This window comes from Roseovarius sp. MMSF_3298, from assembly GCF_030733705.1.
Taxonomy (GTDB): Bacteria; Pseudomonadota; Alphaproteobacteria; order Rhodobacterales; family Rhodobacteraceae; genus Roseovarius; species Roseovarius confluentis.
On record NZ_JASHIN010000001.1, the window covers coordinates 214,518 to 239,136 of the forward strand.

At 57.5% G+C, this 24,619-nt stretch carries 20 protein-coding genes and 1 tRNA gene; 4 read left to right on the plus strand and 17 right to left on the minus strand.

The annotated features are described in order from the left end of the window. Positions 1-3: 3 nt before the first annotated feature. From RBB18_RS01080 to RBB18_RS01090, 3 genes are all read left to right on the plus strand, one after another. A complete protein-coding gene (locus RBB18_RS01080) occupies positions 4-654 on the plus strand; it encodes a YdcF family protein (RefSeq protein WP_103761185.1) in 651 nt (216 codons plus the stop codon). 206 nt (positions 655-860) lie between these two features. Continuing rightward, complete coding sequence (locus RBB18_RS01085) at positions 861-2,321, plus strand: hypothetical protein (RefSeq protein WP_306110509.1); 1,461 nt, start codon at positions 861-863, stop codon at positions 2,319-2,321. Beyond that, entirely contained in the window at positions 2,309-2,731 is a 423-nt protein-coding gene (locus RBB18_RS01090; protein ID WP_306110510.1) for a DCC1-like thiol-disulfide oxidoreductase family protein, read from the plus strand. The genes RBB18_RS01085 and RBB18_RS01090 overlap by 13 nt, the downstream gene beginning before the upstream one ends. Positions 2,732-2,770: 39 nt before the next feature. On the opposite strand, the gene RBB18_RS01095 is transcribed toward RBB18_RS01090, so the two are convergent. From RBB18_RS01095 to RBB18_RS01130, 8 genes are all read right to left on the minus strand, one after another. After that, complete coding sequence (locus RBB18_RS01095; protein WP_306110511.1) at positions 2,771-4,357, minus strand: hypothetical protein; 1,587 nt, start codon at positions 4,355-4,357, stop codon at positions 2,771-2,773. A 211-nt stretch (positions 4,358-4,568) separates the two neighbouring features. Continuing rightward, positions 4,569-5,843 (minus strand): glycosyltransferase family 4 protein, encoded by a 1,275-nt coding sequence (locus tag RBB18_RS01100; RefSeq protein WP_306110512.1) that lies wholly within the window; start codon positions 5,841-5,843, stop codon positions 4,569-4,571. A gap of 5 nt (positions 5,844-5,848) precedes the next feature. Further along, entirely contained in the window at positions 5,849-6,784 is a 936-nt protein-coding gene (locus tag RBB18_RS01105) for a glycosyltransferase family 2 protein (RefSeq protein WP_103761181.1), read from the minus strand. 225 nt (positions 6,785-7,009) lie between these two features. Next, positions 7,010-7,717 (minus strand): sugar transferase, encoded by a 708-nt coding sequence (locus RBB18_RS01110; RefSeq protein ID WP_306110513.1) that lies wholly within the window; start codon positions 7,715-7,717, stop codon positions 7,010-7,012. Between the two features lie 300 nt (positions 7,718-8,017). Then, on the minus strand, positions 8,018-9,433 hold the full coding sequence (locus tag RBB18_RS01115; RefSeq protein ID WP_306121230.1) for a hypothetical protein: 1,416 nt from the start codon (positions 9,431-9,433) through the stop codon (positions 8,018-8,020). Between the two features lie 91 nt (positions 9,434-9,524). After that, positions 9,525-10,628 carry a glycosyltransferase gene (locus tag RBB18_RS01120; protein WP_103761178.1) on the minus strand — a complete coding sequence of 368 codons (1,104 nt, stop codon included), beginning with the start codon at positions 10,626-10,628 and terminating at the stop codon, positions 9,525-9,527. A 12-nt stretch (positions 10,629-10,640) separates the two neighbouring features. Next, positions 10,641-12,854, minus strand: a complete 2,214-nt coding sequence (locus tag RBB18_RS01125) for a polysaccharide biosynthesis tyrosine autokinase (RefSeq protein WP_103761177.1) — start codon at positions 12,852-12,854, stop codon at positions 10,641-10,643. Beyond that, positions 12,851-14,023, minus strand: coding sequence for a polysaccharide biosynthesis/export family protein (locus RBB18_RS01130; protein ID WP_274591824.1), 1,173 nt, complete (start codon positions 14,021-14,023; stop codon positions 12,851-12,853). The genes RBB18_RS01125 and RBB18_RS01130 overlap by 4 nt, the downstream gene beginning before the upstream one ends. Positions 14,024-14,327: 304 nt before the next feature. Here RBB18_RS01130 and RBB18_RS01135 point away from each other — a divergent pair, with 304 nt between their 5' ends. Next, complete coding sequence (locus RBB18_RS01135) at positions 14,328-15,821, plus strand: oligosaccharide flippase family protein (protein ID WP_306111929.1); 1,494 nt, start codon at positions 14,328-14,330, stop codon at positions 15,819-15,821. 673 nt (positions 15,822-16,494) lie between these two features. Here the strand turns inward: RBB18_RS01135 and RBB18_RS01140 are convergent. The 9 genes from RBB18_RS01140 to sufC form a co-directional block, all read right to left on the minus strand. Next, positions 16,495-18,138: a hypothetical protein gene (locus RBB18_RS01140; RefSeq protein WP_146049935.1), complete on the minus strand. Its 1,644-nt coding sequence runs from the start codon at positions 18,136-18,138 to the stop codon at positions 16,495-16,497. A 379-nt stretch (positions 18,139-18,517) separates the two neighbouring features. After that, positions 18,518-19,189, minus strand: coding sequence for a hypothetical protein (locus tag RBB18_RS01145; protein WP_306121231.1), 672 nt, complete (start codon positions 19,187-19,189; stop codon positions 18,518-18,520). A gap of 333 nt (positions 19,190-19,522) precedes the next feature. Continuing rightward, positions 19,523-19,599, minus strand: a tRNA-Arg gene (locus RBB18_RS01150). A 280-nt stretch (positions 19,600-19,879) separates the two neighbouring features. Next, positions 19,880-20,179, minus strand: a complete 300-nt coding sequence (locus RBB18_RS01155) for a hypothetical protein (protein ID WP_306111927.1) — start codon at positions 20,177-20,179, stop codon at positions 19,880-19,882. 68 nt (positions 20,180-20,247) lie between these two features. Further along, complete coding sequence (locus RBB18_RS01160; protein ID WP_306111926.1) at positions 20,248-21,468, minus strand: cysteine desulfurase; 1,221 nt, start codon at positions 21,466-21,468, stop codon at positions 20,248-20,250. A gap of 1 nt (position 21,469) precedes the next feature. Beyond that, positions 21,470-22,081 (minus strand): Yip1 family protein, encoded by a 612-nt coding sequence (locus RBB18_RS01165; protein WP_306111925.1) that lies wholly within the window; start codon positions 22,079-22,081, stop codon positions 21,470-21,472. Then, entirely contained in the window at positions 22,078-22,563 is a 486-nt protein-coding gene (locus RBB18_RS01170) for a YIP1 family protein (RefSeq protein ID WP_306111924.1), read from the minus strand. The genes RBB18_RS01165 and RBB18_RS01170 overlap by 4 nt, the downstream gene beginning before the upstream one ends. Further along, positions 22,563-23,849, minus strand: coding sequence for a Fe-S cluster assembly protein SufD (gene sufD, locus RBB18_RS01175; protein WP_103761168.1), 1,287 nt, complete (start codon positions 23,847-23,849; stop codon positions 22,563-22,565). Before sufD ends, RBB18_RS01170 begins: the two co-directional genes overlap by 1 nt. Beyond that, positions 23,849-24,604 (minus strand): Fe-S cluster assembly ATPase SufC, encoded by a 756-nt coding sequence (gene sufC, locus RBB18_RS01180; RefSeq protein WP_306111923.1) that lies wholly within the window; start codon positions 24,602-24,604, stop codon positions 23,849-23,851. The genes sufD and sufC overlap by 1 nt, the downstream gene beginning before the upstream one ends. Positions 24,605-24,619 lie beyond the last annotated feature (15 nt).

Below are 24,619 nucleotides of genomic sequence, written 5' to 3' on the forward strand. Positions count from 1 at the left end.
CCGATGCGTCATTTCGGAAAGCTGCTTTTGTTCCTGCTCGTCGCCTACGTCCTATTGGTAGGCGCTATGCGGGTGTATGTGGAAACTTACAGGCAAGATTTGGTGCAGGGCCCGGTCAGCGCCATCGTGGTCCTGTCATCAGGCCCGATGAGAGACGACCGGGAGGGGCGAACCGGTATGCGCACACGGTCCGGGGTGGATCTGTACTTCAGGCTGCGTCAGGCGGGCGACGACCCGAAACTCGTCCTATCCGGCGGCAAGGTTTATTCTGACCACCCCAGCATGGCCGAGGACATGAGGGACCTGGCCGTCGATCTGGGCGTGCCGCCCGACAAAATCATCGTCGAAGGCCGCTCTGGCTCCACGCTTCAGAACGCCTTGTTCTCCCTCCAGTTACTTGGGGATGAGGCAAGTGGCCAGATTGCCGTCGTCACTGACCGCTTTCATATCCCGCGCGCGTGGACCAGCTTTCGCTGGGCGGGTATGTCAGACCTCGTGATGGTCTCGGCCGACGGGGAAACCGAGCCGGTGGACTGGGACAACCTGATGGGTGAAGGCATAAAATGGCCTGCCAATGCATTACGCGGCTTGGTTTTCTCGATCCTGACCACACTGGGGCGGGCAGAAGAAGATACTCTGTGGATCATCGAATGAGTCGAAATGCCGTGCGCAAAGCCTGAACCTGGGCGGCTTTTGCGGGCTGATGTGTCCAATTTTTCATCCGCCGACCGACACGCGTCGGTAAATCATATTATTTAGGTAGGTTTTTTCCGGATTGCGCTTAAAAAGCCTTGAGAGGATGGCGACTCTTTGCAATCTTCGTGAACATCAATTTGCTTTATTTCTGCAAAGTCACAGATATGAATTACCCCAAGTCCTATTCCGAACTGAAAAGCTTAACCGTTTTCTCACATGCCTGGGCCGCACAAAGCCTGGTTCAACTGGTGTTTTTCCATAGTGTTTGGTTCGAGCAAGGCGTGATCCTGGGCTACATTTTCGCCGCGCTCGCGATACTTGTTTTCATGTTTCCCGGCCGGGTCTGGCTCTTCGGCGCCATGATCTTCGCGAGTATCGTCTATTTCGTTTCGCAGTGGCCGTTTGTCGTGAACCACATTTTCATCGACACGTTTATGTCGGCAAGCATGCTGGCGGCCCTGATCTGGATGGTCTTGCATTTCAAGCGTCGGCAAATTCCGTTCGATCGTGACTTGGCTGACGCCTGGTTCGACAAATTCGCCCCGGTGTGTGGCGCCGCTTTCGCATTCATGTACTTCTCCATCATCGTTTCAAAGCTGAACACCGACTTCTTCAACCTCGATATAAGCTGTCTCGCGGGAATGATCGAAGAGGCGCATGACAGGCGCCCGTTGCTGTCGCCCCTCCTTTCGATAGCGAGTGTCGAATTTTTCTTCTGGTTCTTCATAGTCGCCGAAGCTCTTCTTCCGCTGATGCTGGCCATCCGCAAGACGCGGCTTCTTGCATTCTACTTCGGCGTCCCATTCCACGTCCTGCTTGGCTTGATGGGTCACTGGCCGTTTTCGTCCTTCATGATCGCCCTTTATGTTCTGGTCGCTGCGCCGGCCCTTGTGGATGTGCTCGGCAAGGTGACGGATTGGGCAGACAGGTTGCGCAATAAATTCGTGCCGGCGGTGTCGCCGACTTTGGGATTTGCGATCGTGAGCGGATTGTTCCTGGCCAGTGTCTGGGTCATCAAACCCAGCTGGGCCTGGCTTATCTGGACGCTCGGCGTCGCGACGGCCCTGCTGTGTGCGACCGTGCGTGAACATATCAAGCACGGCTTGTTCGCCGGGACCGGCGTTTCCCCTATGTGGACCTCGAAACCGGGCTTGCTGTGGGTCTTCTTCGTACTGGTCGTGTTGAATTCCTTGTCACCCTATGTTGGCCTCAAGACCCAGACCAACGTCGCCATGTACAGCAACATGCGAACCGAGGGCGGGGTGAACAATCACATGTTTATGCCAAGGTTTCCGTTGTTCGACATTCAGGACGACCTCGTGGAAATCGTTGCCTCGAACAACGCAACTATCGAAGACCTGAAGACACATCCGGCCCGGTATGGTTTTGGCGGACAAGACTTCGACGTTTACGTGAATTACTTCGAACTTCGCCGCAGCGTCGCGGGTCTGGAAGATCGGGATCTGGAGATTACCTATATTCGTGACGGTAAGCAGAAGACGTTCAAACGCGGCGAAAGCAACGAAGCCGATCCCGACCTCGATATCGCTCCGTCCATATGGATGCAAAAAGCTCTGTATTTCCGGCCGGTGTTTAAAGGAGATTTATCCTATTGTCTGCACTAGACGCGAATTCCGGAACCAGCACACCGCCGGGCAAAGCGGATAACTGGTTGCTTTATGACGGTGAGTGTCCGTTTTGCAGCCGCTATGTAGAGCTTGTTCGCATCCGTGACGCCGTCGGACCCTTGCGCCTTATCAACGCACGGGACGGCGGACCCGAAGTTGACGAAGTCAAAGCCCGCGATCTGGACCTTGACGAAGGCATGGTGCTGAAGATGTCAGGCAAGCTGTATCACGGGCAGGACTGCATTCACGCTTTGTCTCTGCTGAGTTCGCCGGAAGGCGCATTCAATCGGTTCAACGCGTGGGTGTTTCGCTCAAAGACCCGCGCCGGGCTTTTGTATCCCCTTCTTCGTGCTGGGCGTAACACGACTCTCAGGCTGCTCGGCCGCAAGAAGATGCGGTCGAGTTAACGCGGTAAGGCGGTCGGCCCGCTTCGACGCATGAAACGTCTATCTATCCGGCGACGTCGTGCACCAATCGATCACATATCGGTCCCGCAGCATGTTGAGGTGATGCAGACCAATGCTGCCCGGCTTGTCCTCCGGCGTGAACCTGTGCACCAGCCTTTCTTCGTATGCCATGTGATCGAGGCGCGTGATCTCCATGATGTTCAGCCCGTACCCGTACACACCGAAGCTGTTGTTCTGAGATGGCCGATAAATGCTCGCCTCCCTCCGGATCACGGACCCCGCGTTACGCGCAACGTCAGAGCCGATCACCACAGGATTTTGCGGATGCGGAACGATGCTCGCGAGATCAGGGCCGTCCACCGCAAACAGGTAAAGTTCGCTGGAATGATCCTGGAAGGCATAATGGTCTGAAAGATTCGTCAAGAGCCAGCACTGTCCATCCTCCGTCCGAAACAGGCTGCTATCGGCAAGGTACTCGCCCTCGAACGCTGTCGCGTGCAGTTCCCATTCCGTGGGAAACGTCTTGGCTTTCCAGACTTCCAATCGCATTTTCTGCTGTGTTTCAGGAACCATGAAAATGTCGTTCCCTTCTCGAAACAGGTATGGATAGGAAAGGTGGTATGGACGTTTCAGCGCCACCACCGAAGGCGATAAAAATCCCTCGCCCAGCCGTGCCGCTTCGATCCAACCATTGCTGTCGTTCTGGCCCATGGCCTCGTAGAAGATCCAGGTCTCGCCATCGTGTTCGAACAGAAAGGGATCCGCCATGAAATATGCGTTTGCCGGAAGATCCCAGGCGTCACGCAGGTTGATATCCATCCGGTCGGACGTGCCGCTCATGACCCTCCAGGTAAGATTTGGGCTCGACAGCTTTCCAGGAAGGCGCCGCGCCAGCCTTTGGCAGGCCGTCGAAAGGAAACTGCCGAGATAGGGCAGAAGGTCAGCATGGCCCGAGGGCGCGCGTGGTGGCAGTGGTTCCGCCAAGTCGTGGCCGAAGTCCGGGTTGGATTGCAGGTCCTTCAATGTCCGTAAAACCAAAAGGACGGTCTTCTCCGCTACGAACGCCCCGGTCAGGACGGCCCCCGGCTTTGGATTGTAAGCCGCACGCCGCAGGGTTCGCCCAATCGTTTCCCCAAGCTTTCGGAGTACGATGTCCACCTTGATGTTGGGCGCTGTGAACACGGTGCGACAGGTCCCGATCCAGTCGGGTGTCGAGGACCCCTCGTAGGTGACGGAAACCTCACCGACGCGCGCCAATTGCAAGTGCTTTTGCGCAAGCGTACTTGCGCCCAACACAAGAGCGACGTCAAAGACAGGCCGTGCGGCGTCGTCACGGATCTCGGACAGCTCTGCCAGCCGAGCGGTCGCCGCCGCTGTGTCGTATTTGGCAATACGGCGGCTCATGAGATATCGCTCCGCCGCCAGCGCCCAACGAACAAGGAAAGGCGGCCGTCGCATTACAGTCGGCCGTTGACCTGCAAGCTTTCCGACAAGCTGAAACTCTCCCGACGCGCTTAGTCGGTCAAGCAGCATGGCTTGCGCATCGGTCAGCGTCTCGCCGGGCGTGTAAGCCAGCGCCAACCTCAGGGGCGTCGACGGTTTCGTGCAAGCATCACGCATGATCAAGCGCGCGCCCGGAGATGTTTGCATCAACGGCAAACTGGACAGAAATCACCACCGCGACGTGCTGGAGAAACATTGGAGTATCACCTGTAAAAAACTGTTGAATCAATCTGTCGTAAAAATCGCCTACCATCGCCAGTCAAACCCAAGCTTGTCGAAAACAGAAGCAATTTCGGGCCAAATATGCGATTTCTCGGAAACCAGTCTTTCCCGGCTAGGTTCGCCCGCCATTTGCCCTCTCATTTGGCGTCAGGCGCGCTCTTGTCTGGCCTTCCACGGTATCTTCGAGCAGGTCCCCGTAGAGGTCGCACAGCGCATCGCACCACTCTTTCGCACTCAACGACAGCTGCCGGCCGTTGGTCTTCGCTGCCTGGGACATGTCAGCCACTGTGCGATCATCGCCACTCAACTCCCGCAAGATTGCCGCCAGCGCCTCATGGTTGCCAGCCTTGAAAGTTCGTCCCATGCCAAGCCTGTCTATATCCTGTCCAAGCAGCATACTGTCCGAGATGATTACGGGAACTCCGGACAAAAGCGCCTCGACCGGTGCCAGGCCGAATGGTTCGGGGCCAAGAGTGGGAGCGATCAGCAACCGTGCGTTCTTCATTGCGTCTTGCAGCCCTGCCCGATCCTGCCAACCGCTGTAAACATGCTCGGGATATTCATCGAGAAGCCTTTCCCTATCCCTTCCTTCGCCGACGAAGGTAACAGACACACCAGCCTGCCGGCCTGCCTCCGCCAACAGGAACACGCCCTTGTAGGCATGGATGTCTCCTATGTAGAGAACGCCCCGGTTTCGTTCCGCTGCGACCGGTGTTTCCAAGAGCGGATCGACCGGATTGGGAATTGTACGAACCTGCCCTGCCGCCCCATCCGGAAACAGGCGAGTCTCCATTCCTTCGTGGATCAGGATCGTGGTGACTTCGGGCGACAGCCGCGCCCGAGCGCGGTTCTGCAGCGACTGGCGCGCGACACGCCAAAGCTTCTGCGCATAGCTGCGCTTGTCGCAATTCCTCAGCACACATCTCGAAGACATCGCCCGCCGATCACAGGTTTCTCCCGATCTGAAATCGAAGAACGCCCCGTTTGGACAGGCCAGGAAATAATCGTGCGCATGCATGACCGTTCGCGATGCGACGCCTTCAAGGGCGGCAAGGACCGATGGTGAGAGCGTTTGATGATAGCCGTGGACATGGTAGATCGTACCTGGGTTGTCGTTTGCATCTACCCAGTTTCTCAGCAGCCGAAGTGTATTGGCGTTCCAGAGCCCGCCAAGAGCAGCTTTGACCTTGCCCTGCTCCAGCAACCTGTTGCCACCTGTCGAAACCGCGTGCACGCCCTTCATGGACAGGTCATTGGAATCTCCCGAAAAGAAGGTCACGGGCACAGCTCGGTCTGCCAAAGACCGGGCGTGCAGCAGCGCCAGCTTCGACGCCCCTCCCTGGACAGTGGAGAAATCGCTCAGGATGACAACGCGGTCGAGTTGCAACGAAATCACTCGAAAGAAAGAATCTGTTCAGGAGCCAGGCGCCCGCGGGCCAAGTCCTTGAAGGCGCGAAAATTACCTACGAGCCGCCCCCTGCGATCAACCTCTGGCTCAGGTTTCAAAGATTTCACGACATTGCTCACCAAGTTTCGGGACATGATGTTCAAGGCGCGAGGCTTGGACATGGTCCCTTTCTTGGCGAGATATATAGGGTTTGCGATCTGAGAATAGCCGAACCTCAGGCCGCTGCCTCGACCAGTCTTCGTGCCGAGATGCACCCCCCTCAGCAAAGGGGACGAAACGATTTTTCCATAGCGCGCCACCTGGCGGGAAAAGTCGACATCCTCGAGCCAGCAATAGGCTTTAAGCCGTTGATCGAACCGCAGCTTGTTCTGCATGACTGGATTGGCCTTGAGCGCCATGTTGCAACCGTAGCAGTTATATACACCAGCCAGCGCAAAATCTTCAGACGCAACAGGTTCCGATATAAGCCTACGGCCAAAGTCGTGGCTCAGCCCCGGCCCATGAATTCCGTCCGCCAAAACGTGACCGGTGCACATGGCCACGTCAGGATGCTTTTGGAACAGCCGTTCCAGGTTGGCGAGATAGTCAGGCGCAAGAAGGAAGTCATCATCCAGAAAAAGCATGATATCGTCTTCGCGCAAGATGCCCAGAGCCGCATTCCGCTGGATCGTGAGCCCCCTCTCCGTCTGAATTACGGAGACCGGAAACGAGACTTCCGAAACCGAGCCTGTATCGACATCGCTTTCGTCGGCGACGACAAGCAGGGTCAAATCGGGTTTACGGGTTTGACGTTCCAGATCTTTAACCGTCGACATCAGGATCGAACACCGGTTCGTCGACGGGATTGCCACTATAATACGCATATCTGAAGAAGCTTTCTCATCACACCTAATTACAAAAACATCAACGATCCGAAGCATTTATTGACTTGCTTCAAGCGACCCTTCAACATTTGATACAAAACAAAAACAAACGAGCAGTCAAAAATGAAATCAGCTGTACTTGCGAAGCCTACCCTTTGTATGGGTATTGTGAAATCAATTCCAGCCAGCACACACAGAACCGCCGTGGTCCTTGGTTGTGCAACTTTCTGGATCGCAGTTATCGGGGCTATTGCGGCATAGCTTTCCAAGCTTTGTGAACGTCTATTTCGCTCCATCCACCGTAAGCATGACCTTCACGGTCTTCAGAATGATCCGGACGTCCCCCCAGAACGTGCGGTTGCGAACGTATTCAACATCCAACGCGACCCGTTCCTCGTAGGTGGTATTGCTGCGACCACTTACTTGCCAAAGCCCAGTTATGCCCGGGCGGACCGAAAGATAGACGTTGGCATGGCGACCGTAGTGTTCCAACTCGTCCTTGACGATCGGGCGCGGACCGACGATGGCCATTTCCCCGCGCAGAACGTTCCAGAACTGAGGCAATTCATCCAAGCTGGTTATGCGGAAGAATTCTCCGATGCAGCTCACACGTGGGTCATCGTCCAGCTTCTGATTGGCAGCCCATTGGGCACGTGCGTCAGGATCGCTATCGAGGAGTTTCTTCAATTGCTCATCAGCGTCCACAACCATGGTTCTGAACTTGATGCATTTGAATGGTTCGCCGTTCTGACCCACGCGCTTGTGCGCGAAGAAGATCGGTCTGCCCTCTTTCAGAAGGATGACCAGCGAAATTGATAAGATAAACGGCGCAAAGAGTAGAAGCGCCAAAAATGCAAAGGATTTATCGAAGAGCGACCCAAAGATACGGGCACTCCTGTGCTTACGCGGGGTTGGAAACTGGGAACTGACATATCCTGGATGGAATGCCCTTAGATCTGTTTCCCCATGAAGTTGATCTCTAGAGCTCATAACTTATTCACTGAAATATTTAAGATTTGCATGACGGGTACCGCACAAATGACAAAACGAATCGGAACCAATGGTTTGTGAGTTCAAAGACAAGCATAGAACAAACTGCCCTTTTTGACTCAAATCTTTACAGAAAATTAACGAATTGAGGCAAGAAAAAGGCGTAACAGGCGGATTTCAAAAGAGTTTTTTCCTAAAAGATCGTCGAATTTGTCCAAAATGTAACCACTTTAGGGCCTTCGATTTTCCGTTGATTTAAACCAATCCTGCACATTTGCGCTGGTTGTGCAGATCCGCGCACTAAAGCGCGGCGCCCGCCTCGAGCGTCGTGTCTTCGCGACTTGCGGAATTGAACGTTTGAACCGCCTCGTCTCGAGAGACGGTCGCGAGCGCAGCCAAGGACATGAGCAACAGCGTCGGATCGGCCGAAGTTGCCGACAGGAGCATCGAGCAGAGCAACGTCAGGCTGCCGATCCGGCTCGCATAGAACGTGCGCTGGATGTCGGCATCGTGATGCCCGATCGGCCTGATAAGGGCATAATACAGAAAGCCTCCAAAGGCGATCAGCCCCGGCAGTCCAACACTTCCCATAAGAACGGACAACAGCCCGCTCCCCCTCAGCGAACCTACCCCCGCCCCCAGCCCCCACGTTTCCCAGAAGGCGGCGAAGGCGGAATAGGCCCAGGCACGGCGCTCGATACCCGACATTGAATTGCGCTTTTCAAGAATCTGGTGTTCGACCATGTCGGCAATCAGGTCCGGCGCAGGTGTCAAAAGCAGGATCATGCACACTGCAAAGACAACGGTAGCTGCTAGGATGACCAGCATATGCGCAAAGGTTCGGGACAACGTATTTGTAAGAAACCCGCGCCCATGCAGAAGGATCAGCACAAAGGCACAAACCAGCGCCACTGTACCGGTCGAAGAAAAGGCGAACACCGTACATATCAGATTGCCTACAGCCAGGACGACATCACGCGTCTTTCGACCAATCAGAGCGGACATGGCGAAATAAGCCGTCAGAGCCGCTGATGTCGTAGCAAAGCTCGCGGGCTCCGAGAACCCACCTATGACACGCGCAATTCCTGCCATTTGCTGCTGATTTGCAAGAGAATAGTCAGCTGTCCTGATTATCGCCAGCAAGTTGTCCATGGCCAGGAAATCAAGGATGCCCAGAAAGATGTTGATCGACGTCGCGATGACGAGCCCAAGTTCGATGATCTGGCGGCCAAAGCGTTTCGAAGCACTGATCGCCGCGATGAAAAAACCGCAGGACAGCAGGATGTAGAAGGCTTGGGAAATATTGGCGTTACTCGGACGCAGCAGCCACACCGATGATGGAAAGAAGATGCTGACCTGAGTTGTTCCCGCATTGAGGTTCATAGGGAATACGAGAAAATCTCCCGCGAACAGTCGGACGAGAACAAGCGCCGAAAACAGCGCGTAAGCGGCAAAAAATACTAGATATCTACCATCTATAGGTAACAACACCGATGTCCCCGAGGTCCGCGTCGTGATCCAACGCACGACCAATGCAACCATGGTCAGCATCGCGAGAAAATGTGCCAGGAGAAGAGACAAACCGGCGACGCTGATCGCCGCAAACATGCCAAAAGGCAGGACTGCGATCACAAAGGTGATCCCATTCTCCAGCTTGCGCAGAGCCACCCACAACCAAGCGATTATGAATATGGCGGCGAATGGGGCGAAAGACATGTCGGTGTTCCGGATAAGTCACTAGGTGTTGGTCGCGGACGGCGTCGCTGACGTGGGTGAAGCCTGCCGTGGGCCGAACAGAACTGCCAGATCACATTGCCCTGTCTGCAAGCACCCGATCAACAATTTCAGAAAATTCGCGTCGGAAACGGTCTGCCGCGAAAGTTTCAGCATGCGCACGGATCGCCGAAGCATCAAACAGCGCGGCTTGGTCCTCGAACCTTTTGACCACTTCGCGAATGGCATCGGGGGTTTGAGAATAAAAGAACAGGCCCGTTTGGTCCTCCACGACGCTATCCAGCGCTCCGCCGCGTCCGTAGGCCAGAACCGGCGTTCCGCAGGCCATGGCCTCCACTGGAACTATGCCGAAATCCTCTTCCGCCGGGAAAACGAGTGCACGGGACGTCTGATAGAGCTTGCGCAGTTCCGAGGCCGGCACGCTTCCGAGCAACGTCACGTTCGCGGGCAGGTTCTGTTCAAGCTGCGCGCGTTGGCTTCCGTCGCCGACAACAATCAGCTGTCGGTCCAGCCCCCGGAACGCCTCGATCACAAGCTCCGCACGCTTGTAGGGCACCAGTTGCGAAACGAACAGGTAGGTCCCACGCTCCGCGCCCGCGTCGGGAAGTCCGTATTGTTCAAGGTCGACAGGCGGGTGCACCACGCTGGCGTCTCGGCGATAGTAGCGCTTGACCCGCGCACCGACGAACGTCGAATTGGCAACGAATTGATCGACCCGCGCCGCTGTCGTCACGTCCCAGATGCGCAGCCTATGGCAAAGCCGGGAATAGTACATGCGGCCCAGGCGCCCCAGCTGCCACTTGTGCAGCTGGTAGTGATCCCAGATGTACCGCATCGGCGAGTGGATGTAACAGATATGCGGTGTTCCCGGGGGGACGATGACGCCCTTGGCGGGTCCACTTTCCGACGAAATGACCAAGTCGTATCCCGACAGGTCCAGTTCTTCCAGGGCGCGCGGCATGAAGCCGAGATACTTCTGGTAGTGGCGCTTGGCCCCCGGCAGTCGCGAGACGAAGGTTTCCACAATTCTCTGGTTCGCCAAGAGATCTGACAACTTCTCGCGGTCTGCCACATGCGTGAACAGGTCGGCTTGCGGATAAAGCCGGACAAGTTCCTCGAGAACCCGCTCCCCTCCGCGCATGCCAACCAGCCAGTAATGGACGATCGCAACCTTCACCCTTAACGCGCCTTAGTACTCGTAATTGAACATGTCGAGTTCCGTAGATTTTGAATGGGAACGACGCACCATCGTCAAAACCGTTCCGACCACATTCGCATCCTTCGCCTTCTGCAGGCGATGCAGCGACTCGGTGACGACCTTGGAAGACGTGCTGTCGCACTTCACCGCCAACAGAGTGGCATCGGACATTCCGGCCAGAAGCAGCGTATCGGAAAGATGGAGTACCGGCGTCGCGTTGATGACGATCATGTCGTACTTTTGCGACACGCGCGTAATCAGTCCCAACAAGACCGGAGAGGCCAGCAGATCGGAGGCATTGTCCGCGCTTCGGCAGGGGGCAATGACATCCAGTCCAAGCGACTCAGACCTCTGGATCAGGTTTTGCTGCTTGATTTTGCCTTCAAGGAAATCAACCAGACACCCGCCGTGTTTCGGCATGTCCAGAGCTTGCCGAATATCCGGACGGCGCAGGTCAGCATCGATGATGAGAACGGATTTCTTCGGCTGGATGAGAACTTTCGCCAAGGTGCAGCTCAGCGATGTCTTGCCTTCGTCCGGTACCGACGACGTGATCATGATGACCTTGGGTTGCTGTCCTTGACCGACATTGAAGAGTTCCGTGCGAATTGCCTTGACCCGCTCGAGGTACGGTGAGCCCTGCTCTGCCGCGAGCTCAGTTTTGAGCCACGCGTTTTTGTCTTTGAACGCACTGCCGACAAAGGGCAGAACCGCCAGGTTCGGCAAGTTCGTCAGTTCTCTGAGTTCCGAGGGGTTCGAAACGGGCGAGCGAACCAGGTTGCGAAGGAACACGAACCCTATCGCAGCGGCCAGCCCCATAATCATCGTGGAAAGCAGAAAGAGCGTTTTCTTCGGCCCGGACGGGACGACGGGCGTAACCGCCGTAGCAATCACGCGGGCCTCTGGTGTCTGAAAATCGGCCTGAGCCCTGGTTTCCTTGAAGCGCGTGAGGAAGTTCTCGTAAACAAGCCTCGTTGCTTCCGCGGTCCTCTCCAGCTGTCCAAGCCGGACCGAGTCCTTCGACAGCTTGTCGGCCTGCTCCGACACGACCAGGATTTGATCTCTCAGTGCGATTTCCCGGTTTCCGGTAACACGCACATTGCTACGCAGTTCTTCCACCCGACGACTCAGCTCGCCATCGATGCTGTTATTGATGTCCGATATCTGCGCCGAGATCCGGACCATGTCCGGATGTCGCGGGCCAAGGGAGCTCTCCAATTGCGCCCTGTTGGCCGTGATCACGGCCAGTTCCTGCTGAAGAGTTTCAAGTAACGGTGAGGTCAGGACATCTCCCACAGCGTCCAAGCCACCGTCCGCCAGCAAACTTTCGACCTGTTGCAGCCGAATTTCCGAGTCTGCCCGATCTGTGGTGCTCGCGACCAACCTGGTGTTCAGCTCTGCAAGCAGTTGATTGATGGTCTCTTCGCTGCCGCCGGCGTCGTCTATCATTTTGGCCTTGAAATCCACGACCGCGTCGTCGGCTTCCTCCACCTGAACGCTCAATTCGTTCAATCTTTCGGCAAGCCAGGCGTTGACGCGTTGTGTGGCCACGGCCTTGGTATCGAGCAGACTATCGATATACTCTTCCGTGACTGCGTTCGCGATTTCGGCCGCAAGCTCCGGGTTCTCGCTGTCCACCCTGATCGCGATCACGTAGGACACGCCGACTTGCTCGACGGCGATCCGTTGGCGCAGCGCATCCACGACCCATGACCGAAGGACGCTGTCAGGAAGCCTCTTGGCAACCTCGTGACTGGGCTCGCGTCCCGTGAGGAAACGCTTGAAGAACGGCCAGAGACCCGGCCAGCGCGGCACGCGGGGATCGAATTCGGGGTTGTTCGTCAGGTCCAACCTGTCAACGACCCGGCCGATCAGGACGTTCGAGCGTATCGTTATGATTTCACCCGCCAGCACCGCACTCGTCACGTTCAGGTTCGAAATGACCTCCTGCGCCGGGGTTATCTGCTCCTCTCGGGTGTCGAGGATGACCGACGCATGCGCGGAGTATTCAGGTGGTAGCGATTGCAGGTAAACGTAGCCGAGGATAATGAACGTGACGGTGATCGCCAGGATCAGCCGCAGGTTCCGCTCAAGAACCGAGTACATTCCCATCAAATCGATCGACTGAAAGGGCTGCTGAAGCCTGCTCGTCCCTGCCTCGAACGCAGAATTCCGCCAGCCGCGCGTATGGGGTGTCGCTTTCATCCCTCGGTCTCGAGCGTGTCTGGTGACTTGACGACGACCACGAGCAGGTCGCCCGGCAACAATTCGTCATAAGGCTGCAGGACCTCGTTCACGAACTGGCCATTCTCGCGGCGGCGCACCTGGTACTCCAGCAGGTATTCGGTATCCAGCCCCGATGCCGCGTTCATCCATTGGTCCAACAGACGAATCCGGTCTTCGATAGACGCCCTGCTTGCCTTCAGCTTCTTGATATCGCTCCAGAACATCTGCGACTCGTTCAACAGCTGCTTTTTCCAATCGGAGTCGAATTGCGACAGTTCGGATTGGATATCCGCAAGCTGTCCGCGGGCATCCGACTTCTGCTCCTTCAGCCTCAGCAAATCGCTTTGCGCCTGCGCAAATCCCAGTTCGCTTGTGTTGACGCTCGAAGTCTTTACCAGTCCGCGTTCGGCCATGTCCGTGACCCGGGCCAATTCCTCTTCCGTGACCTTCAGTATCTGCAGTTGAATGCCTTCGCGCTGTTCCAGCAATTCAATACGATTGCGAGCCTCCTCCGCCGCATCCGTAAGCAGTTTCCGCCTTTTCGAGACGTCCTCGGCGGACAGGGCGATGATCTGGTCTTCCTTGATCTTGTGCTCGTCGAACAATTCGCGGTTGATGTCGGCCCTGGCGTCTTCCGGCAGGTTCGACCACGTGGCGCTGTCCTGCCCCTGCAATTGCGCCTGTACACGCGCGTATTGCGCCGCCGCCAGCGCCAGGTCGAATTCGTGATTGTTCAGCGCCCCTTTGAGGTTACGGCGTTCAAGCACCCGCGCCTCCTCGTTGTTGGCGGCGATCGTCGGCCCGCCGGCCAGGCCAACCGCCTGTTCCGCGGTCATGAATGGCTGGTACTCGTAGTTGCCAGGTTCACGCACATCGCCTAGCACGGAAATCGGCCGAAACGCTGCGATGGACAACTCGATCGAGGGATCCACGAAGATCTGATGCTTGATGTACTCTTTCCTGATCTGCAACCGTGCGTCCCCGACGGTTTTCGATGAGACGACAAAACTGCCGATGAAGGGAAGTTGCACGGCCCCGTTCCGGCCTACGATGAAGCGCTCCGGCGGGGCGGCATCATCAAGAATGTCCAGCTCAAGTTCGTCGCCCACATTTATCAGGTAGTCTTCGGGTGTTGCTGCCGATACCATTGTGGTCAGAACAAGCATTACAAGTGAAAAAAGCCACGCAAGGCAATGCACACGGGATCTCCAAGATCTGGAAAAAACGGAGTGACCGGCGTCAAAGAACATTTCGAATCATTAAATCCACAGCGAAAAAAACATGATAGCAATTAAATCTTCATATGCCAGCGGCTTGCATCTGCCAAATTTGTCTTCTGCAAGCTGCACCGTCGCTACCTGACAGCTTCTTTATACTAACAGTGTTAACGACCGCACGCTATTAAGATAAAACAATAATTCAGCTTCAGGTGATCATGAAAGACACTTTCTCATGAGCAAGTCCCACCGGACTAGCGCCAAATCAGCTTCGGCATTAAGAGGCGGATCCTGGACGCTAGTGTCGCGCGTCGTCATCCAGGCAATTCAGCTCGTTGTTTTTATCGTTGTCGCGCGATGGGTTGACCCGGCGGCATTCGGGGTATTTGCGCTTGTCGCGGCCTGCGTGGTGATACTTGAGCAACTGTCCATGGCGGGCTGGGCTGAATACATCATGCAGAACGAAACCGCCGAAGAAAAAATGGGAAGCGCGGTCTCCATCGCCGTCGTCAGCGGATGCGCTGCGTCGGTATTGGGTGTAGCGATTGCGGTACTGGCGGGGCCGCTCTTCGATACCCCCGACTTGGTCCTGCTTGCCGCGTTCATGTCGATCCGCGTTGTGTTTTCCGCCACGGCAGCCGCCTATGCCGGAGTGCTGAACTGGCAAGACAGGCTGGAGTCGGCCGCGGTCTGCGCCGTCCTGGGCGAGGTCACAAGCCTGGTCGTGTCGATCTGGGGACTCTTGGCAGGGTATGGCATCCTGGCCCTCGCTTTTGGACGTGTTGCCCACGGTGTCACGTGGGCGCTATCGGCAGGCATAAGTGCAGGGATACGCCCGCAGCTTCCGACAGACGTATCCCTGATCAAGGACATGGTGGGCTTTTCCAGGCACATCATCCTGACCAAAGTCCTGTTTAATTTGCGCCTCCACGCCTCGACATTCATCATCGGCGGCTTTGTGGGGCCGACGGCCGTCGGCCTGTTCCGAGCTGCACAGCGCGTTATCAGCGGCTTTGAAGAGATTTTCAGCGAGCCTGTCCGAGTCCTCTCGTGGTCGCTTTTCCGAAAGGCTCGCGAGAGCGAAGAAGGCAACCGGATCGGGAAGTTCGATGAATTGTCGCAGACCTTCTTCCGCGTTCAGCTTTACTGTGCCACGCCGGTGTTTGTGGTCATAGCAATCCTCGGACAGGATCTGATCGTCGGACTGGTGGGCGACGAATGGGCCGCCGCGGGACCCGTGGTTCAGATATTGGCTTTGGCCGGCCTCGTCCGACTTCCCAACCACGCGTCGATCCCGGTCCTTTCACTGGCCGGAAGAGCCGACCTCCTCCCCCGTATAATCCTGCTATTCTCGATGATCACCGTGTCCTGCATCCTGATCGCGGCAAGCTACGGCATCGTGGCGATCGCGCTGTCCGAACTTGCCGCTGCACTAATCGTTTTCGCCATCAACGCGTATATTCTGAAACGTTTTGCGAACATCCACTGGACCCGGATTCTGAAAGGATGCTGGCGAATCCTGCCGGCTTTGGGTCTGGCGGTTGCCGGCCACTTGTTCGCGGTGCGGATGGAGATTGCACAAGAGCTTCCCGCCCTGCTGCGGGTTTTGATCCTGGGTTCTGCGATGGTCGCCCTCTACACACCCGTGATCCTTGTTCTTGACGGCACTATCCGGCGAATGCTGACCAGCCAATTCAGAAAGGACCGCAGCACAAGCACGAAGGACTAAACACCATTGCAACCTAAAATTGTTTGCCCTACACTCGGCAAGCGTCTACGCGATGAAACGCATACACCGTTTGGACTATCCTGGTGCTGGAAGTGACCAGAAAATAAGCGGTCGGACATCACGCGCGTGACATGCGCCATCGGCCAAATCTTGCGGTAAATCGCGGGTAACGTAAAAAATAGTTATTTTGTTGCACATGAGAGTTACAACGCGGCATGGACATACAAGATCACACCAAGCTTGAAAACTGGCCTTCGAAGCAACAGGCTACGTACCGGTCCAGTCGACAGTGTGTTCCGTTTGGCAAACGCACGCTCAGAATTTCGGTCGTTGCCGGATGTGCCATGACTTGGGTTTTGATAATCTTAGCGTTTGCCCTCTAAGCCCTTGAATAAAAATATTTGTTCACATTAACGAAACAATTCTTCCGACATTAGCCCTCTGTTTCCTATTGAGAAACAAACTTCTTTTTGACTTGTGTAAGCGAGTCATCCGCCGACGTGGTCCCTTATTCACACAACAAGAAGAGCGAGCGGGCATTCGGGCCTGCTCAATCGAATCACCACGTACGGGAAGAAATTAAGCTTTCCGAGCCAACCTCCTTGGCTGCCAGATTGCAGAAAAGCCCGGCGATCGACTGAGGAGTCGCCTTGAAACGGGACCACACGCTGCGTCATTCTTCTGCTGACAGCCGAAGCACCTGGATACGTCGCCGCACCGAGCTATCCCCCGAGGGCCCCGTTGGAACCAGTTCGAAATCGATGACGTCACCTGCTTCCAGGATAAGTTCGAAATGATCGAGATCGTACGGATCCGAAGACAGCTTTGGCGCCTCCGCAACGATGTTCCGGTTGTGTCGGATGATCAGGCGGGACGGTTCGGAATCGTCTGTCGTCTTCCACCACCCTTCGACGGCATACGTGCCGGGCTCATTTGCGGTGAATCGCTCTATGACGTGGTAAGGCTTGCCGTGAAACCGCGCCATCGTGATGCTGGTGTCCCGCACGGCCAGTGGAGCCAGGTCAGGCGAACCACGATAGCTGGTCCACTCCCAGTCAATGATTTCCAGAGGCCTCAGGCTCTTGCCGGCCCGAAGGACCAGGTAACTCCAAGGCGATTGATTGAACTGATACAGACTGTCGGCCACCACCCCTGCGGAGGCTACCGTTACCTCTATGTTGTCTCCGATCACGTAAATCGGAGTTTCGGTCAACACTTCTACCCGGTCGATAGGCCGACCCCGCGTGTCAAAGAACTCGGCCGCTCCGTCGACCTTCAACCGACCGCCCACGCCCCAGACTGCGTAGGCTTTGCTGTCTGAACCGAATTCGAAAACCCGGACGGACGGCAGATCACTGCGCAAGACCGGCCGCCCCAACGGCAACAGGGTCTGCTGGAGAAAGCGAAACGCGTCCGCCGCAGGCTTTTCTGTTGAACCGTCCTCTTCCAGCAATCCCATATTCGGCCACCAAGGCTCGTCGGTCAGCGCATACCAGTGCGCTTCACGCACGCCGGCGGATGCAAGTTCGATCACCATCTTGCTCATGTAGTCCGGCGCGTCTTCCGGATCGTCCAGCCAGATACCGAATTCCGTCGCGTAAAGCGGTTTTTCCCCCCCGAAAAGCTGCATCAGGTCCTTCAGTCGATCAATTTCGACGCGCAGCGTTTCAGGGAAATCGCGATAGGGATGGAACGAAATGCCGTCGCAGGCCAGCAACCCCCCTGCCCGAAAAAAATCGCGGTAGAACTCCATCGCGATCGTATTCAATCCTGTGCAGACAATCTCCGCGCCTGGATTATCCTGTGCCAGTTTTTCGTCCACGGCCCGAACGACCGCAGCAAGGTTCCCTGGCTTATCTTCCGCGAAAGGACCCGTTACGAAATCATCGGAATTCACCTCGTTTCCGATCTCGACCGTCAAGTTTTCTGCACCGTAATGGGTGTAAATCGCACTGATGAAGTTTGCCAATCCTGCAATACCTTCATCGGAATAGGGCGTTTGCCCGCCATCGTATAAAGGGTTTCGGCCCGTAAATACGATGAAAGGCTTGATGCCGGCTTCGATCAAAGGCTCTATGTACTGGTCGGCGACCGAAAAATCGTAAATGCCCTTCGTCGTCTCGGTCTTGCGCCAGTTGATTTCGTCGCGCACCGAGACCGCGCCGAGGTCTGCTGCGCGATCAATAAGGTGTGTCGGCCAACCTTGCTCGAAATGAGTTTGTACCCCAAGCCGGAACGTCGGTAGACCTTGCTCCGCGCTGGCTTCGGGTCCTGCAAGCATCATGGAAGTGAGAAGCAATGGGCGCAGAATGTGCATAGGACTCACCAATTTGAAAAAGGTCCCTGACAAGGGCAGGATTACCCGCAATGGAGTTAGCTATAAACGGGATCACAATAACATACTCAGCCCTGCCCGCGCGACACAAAGCGATCATCCGAGTCAGCCACATGCGTGTCAAAACCATGCTCAGGACGCGCGAAAGAGGTGCTGTATTCTCATGCAACGAGGACGCCGAATGTGGTCGCCGCTCTGTTGCTCTCGACCGGTCCTGTTAAAGACCGACGTGATGCCGTGACTGCACAAGCCACGACCAACCATATCCGAGCCGACCAGTAATTGCCCGAGAAACGGCTTAACCCGCAGAACACGCGGGTTAAGCAAAACCTTCCAGTCGACCTAGGCGGATGCAGGTACCTTATTCGGCCACTGCCAAACTCGCGTATATGTTTTCCCGCAAGGGATCAGAGCCATCGTCGTTAACCTTGATGTACAGCACCGCCGTGCCGGCAGCCTTAACTCTTTCATGGTAAAGGCTGGAACCAAGAAAAGCGACAACATCGCCCAAGCTTTCGTTCAGCATCCGGGCCTCCGGGCCGTCATAAAGCGCTCGGATCTTCTCGGGGTCACCTTCTTCAAGAAACACCGCTTTCGGTTCGGTGTTCGGCCCAGCCTTAAGGCTCGGGAAGACACAAACAGTCGATCCCTCCGACATCCGGACCGGCAGACCGATCGAAAAGTGAGAGGCCGAACGATCCTTGTGCGGCGCCGGATAGGGATTTGCCGCATCGTCATAGACCTTCAGATGCCGCTCGGATATCGTAAAGTCTTTCTCTGCGATGCCGGTAAGCTTGGCCATTCCCTTGCGAAATTCCTCCGCCGCTTCGTCCGAAGGAAACTCGAATACAAACTGTCTTTTCTTGCCTTTGATCTTCCAGTCATCGCTTTCATTCGACGCTTCTGTCATCGCAGCGTCCAGAAAGGTTTGAAGATAATTCCGAAAGTCGTCAGTCAAGACGCCTTTCAAATGAGCGTAGCCCTTCGAGGCGATCTCACCCGCTTGCGTTCCCGGATCATAGTTGAACATCATTTTTCACCCAATTTTTCTAACATCAATGGTTAAGATTACTTATGATTCTCGCTTCATGTCGCTTCAATCAACAAGATATTACCAAACATCTCTATCTTACGCGCGACATGTCAACTGAGATTGTTATTTGAGCGCTGGAAACAACGCTTTTCATCTTTGTGAACAATTAACGATCACCACACCACGCCGCAAAGTCAACGATTCTCACTAATCGCGTTCCGCTCCAACCAGTCTGGAACGGACCACTTCATCGCTCACGCAGCAAAGCTCAACCCTGCGCTCTAAATCAAAGATTGCTGGCGCTACATAATCAATTTTCAAGCGTTGGGAACTTGGCGATCTCACCAGGATTCGAACCTGGGACCTCTACCTTCGGAGGGTAGCGCTCTATCCAGCTGAGCTATGAGACCGACGAGCGTTTACTACCGTGTCCAAAAACCGGGCGCAACAGGAGAGTTTCAGGACCATTTCAGGACAAGTCTGTTTTCATGTGTTTTTTTATCCATGAAGAACAAGGAGTTGCCGATAGGTGCTTGCCTTCGGAGGGCAGCGCTCCGTCCAGCTGGGCTACAGGGGCCTGCGCGAACAACAACCGCCTCGGTCCAGTGCCGCAACGGTGAAAAACTCCGCGATATGGCGCAGGCTGCCGCTGGTGTCTAGGCCCGGGCGGATGCGCCCGGGCCGGACGGTTCAGGGACGCGCGCCGCCCTGATTCCCTCCACCGGGGTTGCCTCCGCCGCCCCTTTGGGGCTGGCCCGGGGTTCTGGGCGGGGTTTGCGGATAGGTGTCCGGCAGGCACTCATCAGAGCCGCCGGCGGTGCCTTGCTGGCTGCCGCCGGGACAGCCGCCACCACCCCCATCGCTGTCATACTTGGTCAGGATCGGGTCCGGCGTGATCGCGGCCCGACTCTGAGCCGTGGGCGCCTCGGTGCAGGCCGACAGGGTTGCGCCCGCAAGGGCGACGAGAATGGTGGTGCGAAACTTGAACATGATGATCTCCTTGGTGTTCCGGCCATGGGTCGGCCCACCAAGGTCATTGGTTCAAATGAACCGGATTGTCAGGCGAACAGCTCGTGCGCCAGTTCCAGCGCATCGACCAACGCATCGACCTCGGCCTCTGTATTATAGAGCCCAAAGGACGCCCGGCAGGTCGCCGTCAGTCCGATATGATCCATCAGCGGCCCGGCACAGTGGTGGCCGGCGCGCACCGCGACGCCCTTCTTGTCCAGGATGGTCGAGATGTCATGGGCATGCGCCGCGCCGTCCAGCGTGAAGGAAAAGATCGCCGCCTTGTCCGGCGTCTGCCCCTGCACCTGCAACCAGTTCAGACCGCCCAAGCGGCCCACGGCATAGTCGCGCAGCCGGTCCTCGTGGGCGGCGATGTTCTCCATCCCCAACCCCATCATGTACTCCAGCGCCACACCCAGCCCGATGGTCTGCACGATGCCGGGCGTGCCGGCCTCGAACTTCATCGGCGGGTCGGCATAGGTCACTTCGTCCTTGGAAACCTCGCGGATCATGTCGCCGCCGCCCATGAAGGGGCGCATCTCGGCAAGGCGCTCTTTCTTGACGAAAATCGCGCCCGATCCGGAGGGGCCATAAAGCTTGTGCCCGGTGATGGCGTAGAAATCCACGCCCAGCTCGTCGAGGTTGACCGGCATATGCACCGCCGCCTGGCTGCCATCGACAAGCACCGGCACGCCCTTTTCATGGGCGGCATCGGTGATCGCCTTGATATCCACCTTGGTGCCCAGAACGTTCGACAGGTGCGTGAGCGCCACCAGTTTCGTTTTCGGCCCGATGGCGTCGATCACCTTTTGCGGGTCCAGCGCGCCGGTGCTGTCCGTATCGACCCATTTCAGCGCCACGCCCTGCCGTTCGCGCAGGAAATGCCAGGGCACGATGTTGGCGTGGTGCTCCATCACCGACAGGACGATCTCGTCGCCCGCCTGCATCCGCGGCATGGCCCAGCCATAGGCGACCATGTTGATTCCCTCGGTGGTGCCGGAATTCAGCACGATCTGGTCTTCATCCGCCACGCCCAGGAACCGTGCGATAATACCGCGCACGCCCTCGTATTTCTCGGTCGCCAGGTTGCTGAGGTAATGCAGCCCCCGGTGGACGTTGGCATATTCCTCGGCATAGGCCGTGGTGATCGCGTCGATCACGACCTGCGGTTTCTGCGCGCTGGCCCCATTGTCCAGGTAGACCAACGGCTTGCCGTTTACCTCGCGCGACAAGATAGGAAAGTCCCGGCGGATCGCGTCGATATCGTACATCTCAAACTGCTCCTGTCGTTGCGGCGAAGAGGCCGCCGATAACGCCCATGATGATGGACAGCCCCACCACGACGCCGAAGATCGCAATCACCATCACGCCGAACGCCTTGAGCGGGCTGTCGAAGCCATGCGCCACGTCCAGCATGTTGGACACCGCCCACATCCACCAGACGATGAAGACCAAGAGGCCCAGCGACGACAGAAACGGGATGACCAGCCCAACGATGGTAAAGCCCGCCACCATCACGAAGCTGACCGCCTGCAACAGCGTGATCACCGCCAGGATGTCGGGCACCGTGCCCCGTCCACCTAGCGCACGGCCGATCCAGAACAGCATGAAGACCGAGAAAACCGCCCGCGCCCATTGCGTGGCGGCAAAGATCAACGGCGAGCTATAGACCGGCGACGCCTCCAGCAGCCTGCCCAGATCACCTTCGGGCAACGGCGCGGCCTGGACCAGCGCCGCGACCACGGCAGAGGTCACGACAGAGATCAACGTCAGCGCGGTCCACAGCGCCTGGGCGGGCCAATTCAGGGCAATCGCCCGTTCGGCGGCACCGCGCGGGTTCCGGATGGTCGTCACGAACAGGGGTTTCAGCACGGTCGTGTTCATGTCTGCCCCCATCCGGCTTCGCGCAGGTCCGACGCCCACACCCAAAGAAACGCCAGCAGCCATATCGCACCCACCGCCGTCAAGCCCGGTCCGGGTCCGATGAAACCGGCCACCAGACCGTGCAAAAGCTTGATCGGGCTGGCCACCAGCCACGCCCAGAACAGCGCCAGACGCGCGGCATAGCCCGAGGCGGTGCCGCCAAAGATCCGCAAGACAAACTGGCTCAGCGTGCCGATGGCATAGAACACCAGCGGCGCGATGAAGATCCAGGCCATCAGCGACCCGCCCAGCAGCGGGTTCAGCTCCTGCCCGGTTAGATGCGCCTCGCGCGCCAGGCGCGGCCACTCGGATATGAAGAAGACCGCGCAGCCGGCCATCACGATGGCCAGCGCACGCCCTTCGTTCGCGCCCATCGCCAGCAGGCGACGGAACACCGTTCGCGGGCCACGATATGCGGCCACGATATCGGTGGTGACCGGCATCAGCCGCGCCGCCGCACCAGCCAGCCTTCAAGGCGCTCGACGATCCCGTCGCGCAGGCCCTCGTCCTCGATCTCTTCCACGGCCTCGGCCAGGAAAGCCAGCGTCAGAAGGTCGGTCGCGATGGACTTGGGCACGCCCCGCGCGCGCAGGTAAAACAGCGCCTCTTCGTCGATCGCGCCCGAGGTCGAGCCGTGCGAACAGGCCACGTCGTCGGCATAGATCTCAAGCTCCGGCTTGGCCAGGAACTCGCTGTCTCCATCCAGAAGCAGCGACTGGCTGATCTGGTAGCCGTCGGTCTTCTGCGCGCCTTCCTTCACCAGGATCTTGCCCTGGAAGACGCCCGTGGCGCCGTTGCGCAGGACCTTCTTGAACACCTGCCGGCTTTCGCAATTCTCGGCGTCATGGGTGATGAAGACGGTATCGTCGTGGTGAAAATCCCCGTCTCCCACGCAGGCGCCCGCGACATGCGCGATGGCGTCGTCGCCGGTCAGCTCGATCACGCATTCGTTGCGCGTCAGCACGCCATTGGCGGTCATGGTAAAGGACTTGAACGCGCTTTCCCGTCCCAGCCGCGCGAAAATATGCGTGACGGCGCGGCGCTCGTGGTCGCGGCCTTGTGTGCGCACGTGGTTGAACGCGGCGGTGTCGGCCACGTCGACCTCCATCACCTTGTTGAACCGCGCGGCGGCGGGGCCGTTTTCCAGCACGGTCAGCTCGGCACCGGCATCCAGCTTGATGACATGGTGCAGGATCGCGTCAGACGTCTCGGATTCGTGGTGATAAATCAGGTTGATCGGCTTGCTGGCCTTGCCGGTCACGTGGATCAGCACGCCATCTGTCGCGGCGGCGGTGTTGAGCGTCGCCAGGGGCCGCGCCACGGGCGTCTGGCCATTGGTTTCCAGCGTCCCGTACAGATCCTTGGCCCAATGAATATCGGCCTTCCCGGCCTCGGCCAGGCGGTCGATCTTCACGCCTTCAAGGCTCAGGTCGTCGCTGGCCTCGGCGTCGAACACGCCGTCCCGGAACACGATGCTCAGGCGATCGACATCGTCGAACACCTGCGTCTCGTCGCTCTCGAACACGGCGGCCTTGGGCACCTCCGCGTCGACCAGCGTGTCGGGGCGGGTGAATTTCCAGTACTCGTCACGCCGATGCGGCAGGCCCGCGGCCCGCAGCCGCGCCAGCGCATCCTCGCGCGGCGCTTTCGTCCAGCCCGACGCGTCGGGCAGGCTCAGCGCGGCAAGGCGCGCCTCGGTGGCGTCCTGTTTCGCTTGGGGCAAGGCCATTACGCCACCTCCGCCTTGATGTCGGCATACCCGTTCTTCTCGACCTCGAGGGCCAGTTCCGGCCCGCCGGTCTTCACGATGCGGCCATCGGACATGATGTGCACCACGTCGGGTTTGATGTGATCCAGCAGGCGCTGGTAGTGCGTGATCACCAGGAAGCCACGGCCCGCGTCCCGCAGCGCGTTCACGCCCTGCGACACCAGCTTCATCGCGTCCACGTCCAGGCCCGAGTCGGTCTCGTCCAGGATGCACATTTTCGGTTCCAGAACCGCCATTTGCAGGATCTCGTTGCGCTTCTTCTCACCGCCCGAGAAGCCCACGTTCACCGGGCGCTTCAGCATGTCGTTGCTCATCTCCAGCGTGGCGGCCTTTTCGCGCACCAGCTTCAGGAAATCGGCGGCGCTGATCTCGTCCTGCCCGCGCGCCTTGCGCTGCGCGTTCAGCGCGGTGCGCATGAAGGTCATGTTGCCCACGCCGGGAATCTCGACCGGATATTGGAACGCCAGGAAAAGCCCCGCCGCGGCGCGCGCTTCGGGCTCCATGTCCAGGATGTCCTCGCCTTCCAGCGTGGCCGTCCCGCCGGTCACCTCATAGCCGTCACGGCCCGACAGAACATAGCTCAGCGTCGACTTGCCCGAACCGTTGGGCCCCATGATCGCGTGCACCTTGCCCGCCTCGACGGTCAGGTCCACGCCTTTCAGGATGGTCTTGTCCTCGTCTTCAAGATCGACCTTCAGGCCTTTGATCTCCAACATCTTTCTCTCCTTTTT

Excerpts from the sequence above, each read along its gene's own strand:
- RBB18_RS01080 (WP_103761185.1), top strand. The coding sequence starts at position 4 with ATGCGTCATTTCGGAAAGCTGCTTTTGTTCCTGCTCGTCGCCTACGTC.
- RBB18_RS01085 (WP_306110509.1), top strand. The coding sequence starts at position 861 with ATGAATTACCCCAAGTCCTATTCCGAACTGAAAAGCTTAACCGTTTTC.
- RBB18_RS01105 (WP_103761181.1), bottom strand. The coding sequence starts at position 6,784 with ATGCTTCGGATCGTTGATGTTTTTGTAATTAGGTGTGATGAGAAAGCT.
- RBB18_RS01110 (WP_306110513.1), bottom strand. The coding sequence starts at position 7,717 with ATGAGCTCTAGAGATCAACTTCATGGGGAAACAGATCTAAGGGCATTC.
- RBB18_RS01115 (WP_306121230.1), bottom strand. The coding sequence starts at position 9,433 with ATGTCTTTCGCCCCATTCGCCGCCATATTCATAATCGCTTGGTTGTGG.
- RBB18_RS01125 (WP_103761177.1), bottom strand. The coding sequence starts at position 12,854 with ATGAAAGCGACACCCCATACGCGCGGCTGGCGGAATTCTGCGTTCGAG.
- RBB18_RS01130 (WP_274591824.1), bottom strand. The coding sequence starts at position 14,023 with ATGGTATCGGCAGCAACACCCGAAGACTACCTGATAAATGTGGGCGAC.
- RBB18_RS01135 (WP_306111929.1), top strand. The coding sequence starts at position 14,328 with ATGAGCAAGTCCCACCGGACTAGCGCCAAATCAGCTTCGGCATTAAGA.
- RBB18_RS01140 (WP_146049935.1), bottom strand. The coding sequence starts at position 18,138 with ATGCACATTCTGCGCCCATTGCTTCTCACTTCCATGATGCTTGCAGGA.
- RBB18_RS01145 (WP_306121231.1), bottom strand. The coding sequence starts at position 19,189 with ATGATGTTCAACTATGATCCGGGAACGCAAGCGGGTGAGATCGCCTCG.
- RBB18_RS01155 (WP_306111927.1), bottom strand. The coding sequence starts at position 20,179 with ATGTTCAAGTTTCGCACCACCATTCTCGTCGCCCTTGCGGGCGCAACC.
- RBB18_RS01160 (WP_306111926.1), bottom strand. The coding sequence starts at position 21,468 with ATGTACGATATCGACGCGATCCGCCGGGACTTTCCTATCTTGTCGCGC.
- RBB18_RS01165 (WP_306111925.1), bottom strand. The coding sequence starts at position 22,081 with ATGAACACGACCGTGCTGAAACCCCTGTTCGTGACGACCATCCGGAAC.
- RBB18_RS01170 (WP_306111924.1), bottom strand. The coding sequence starts at position 22,563 with ATGCCGGTCACCACCGATATCGTGGCCGCATATCGTGGCCCGCGAACG.
- sufD (WP_103761168.1), bottom strand. The coding sequence starts at position 23,849 with ATGGCCTTGCCCCAAGCGAAACAGGACGCCACCGAGGCGCGCCTTGCC.
- sufC (WP_306111923.1), bottom strand. The coding sequence starts at position 24,604 with ATGTTGGAGATCAAAGGCCTGAAGGTCGATCTTGAAGACGAGGACAAG.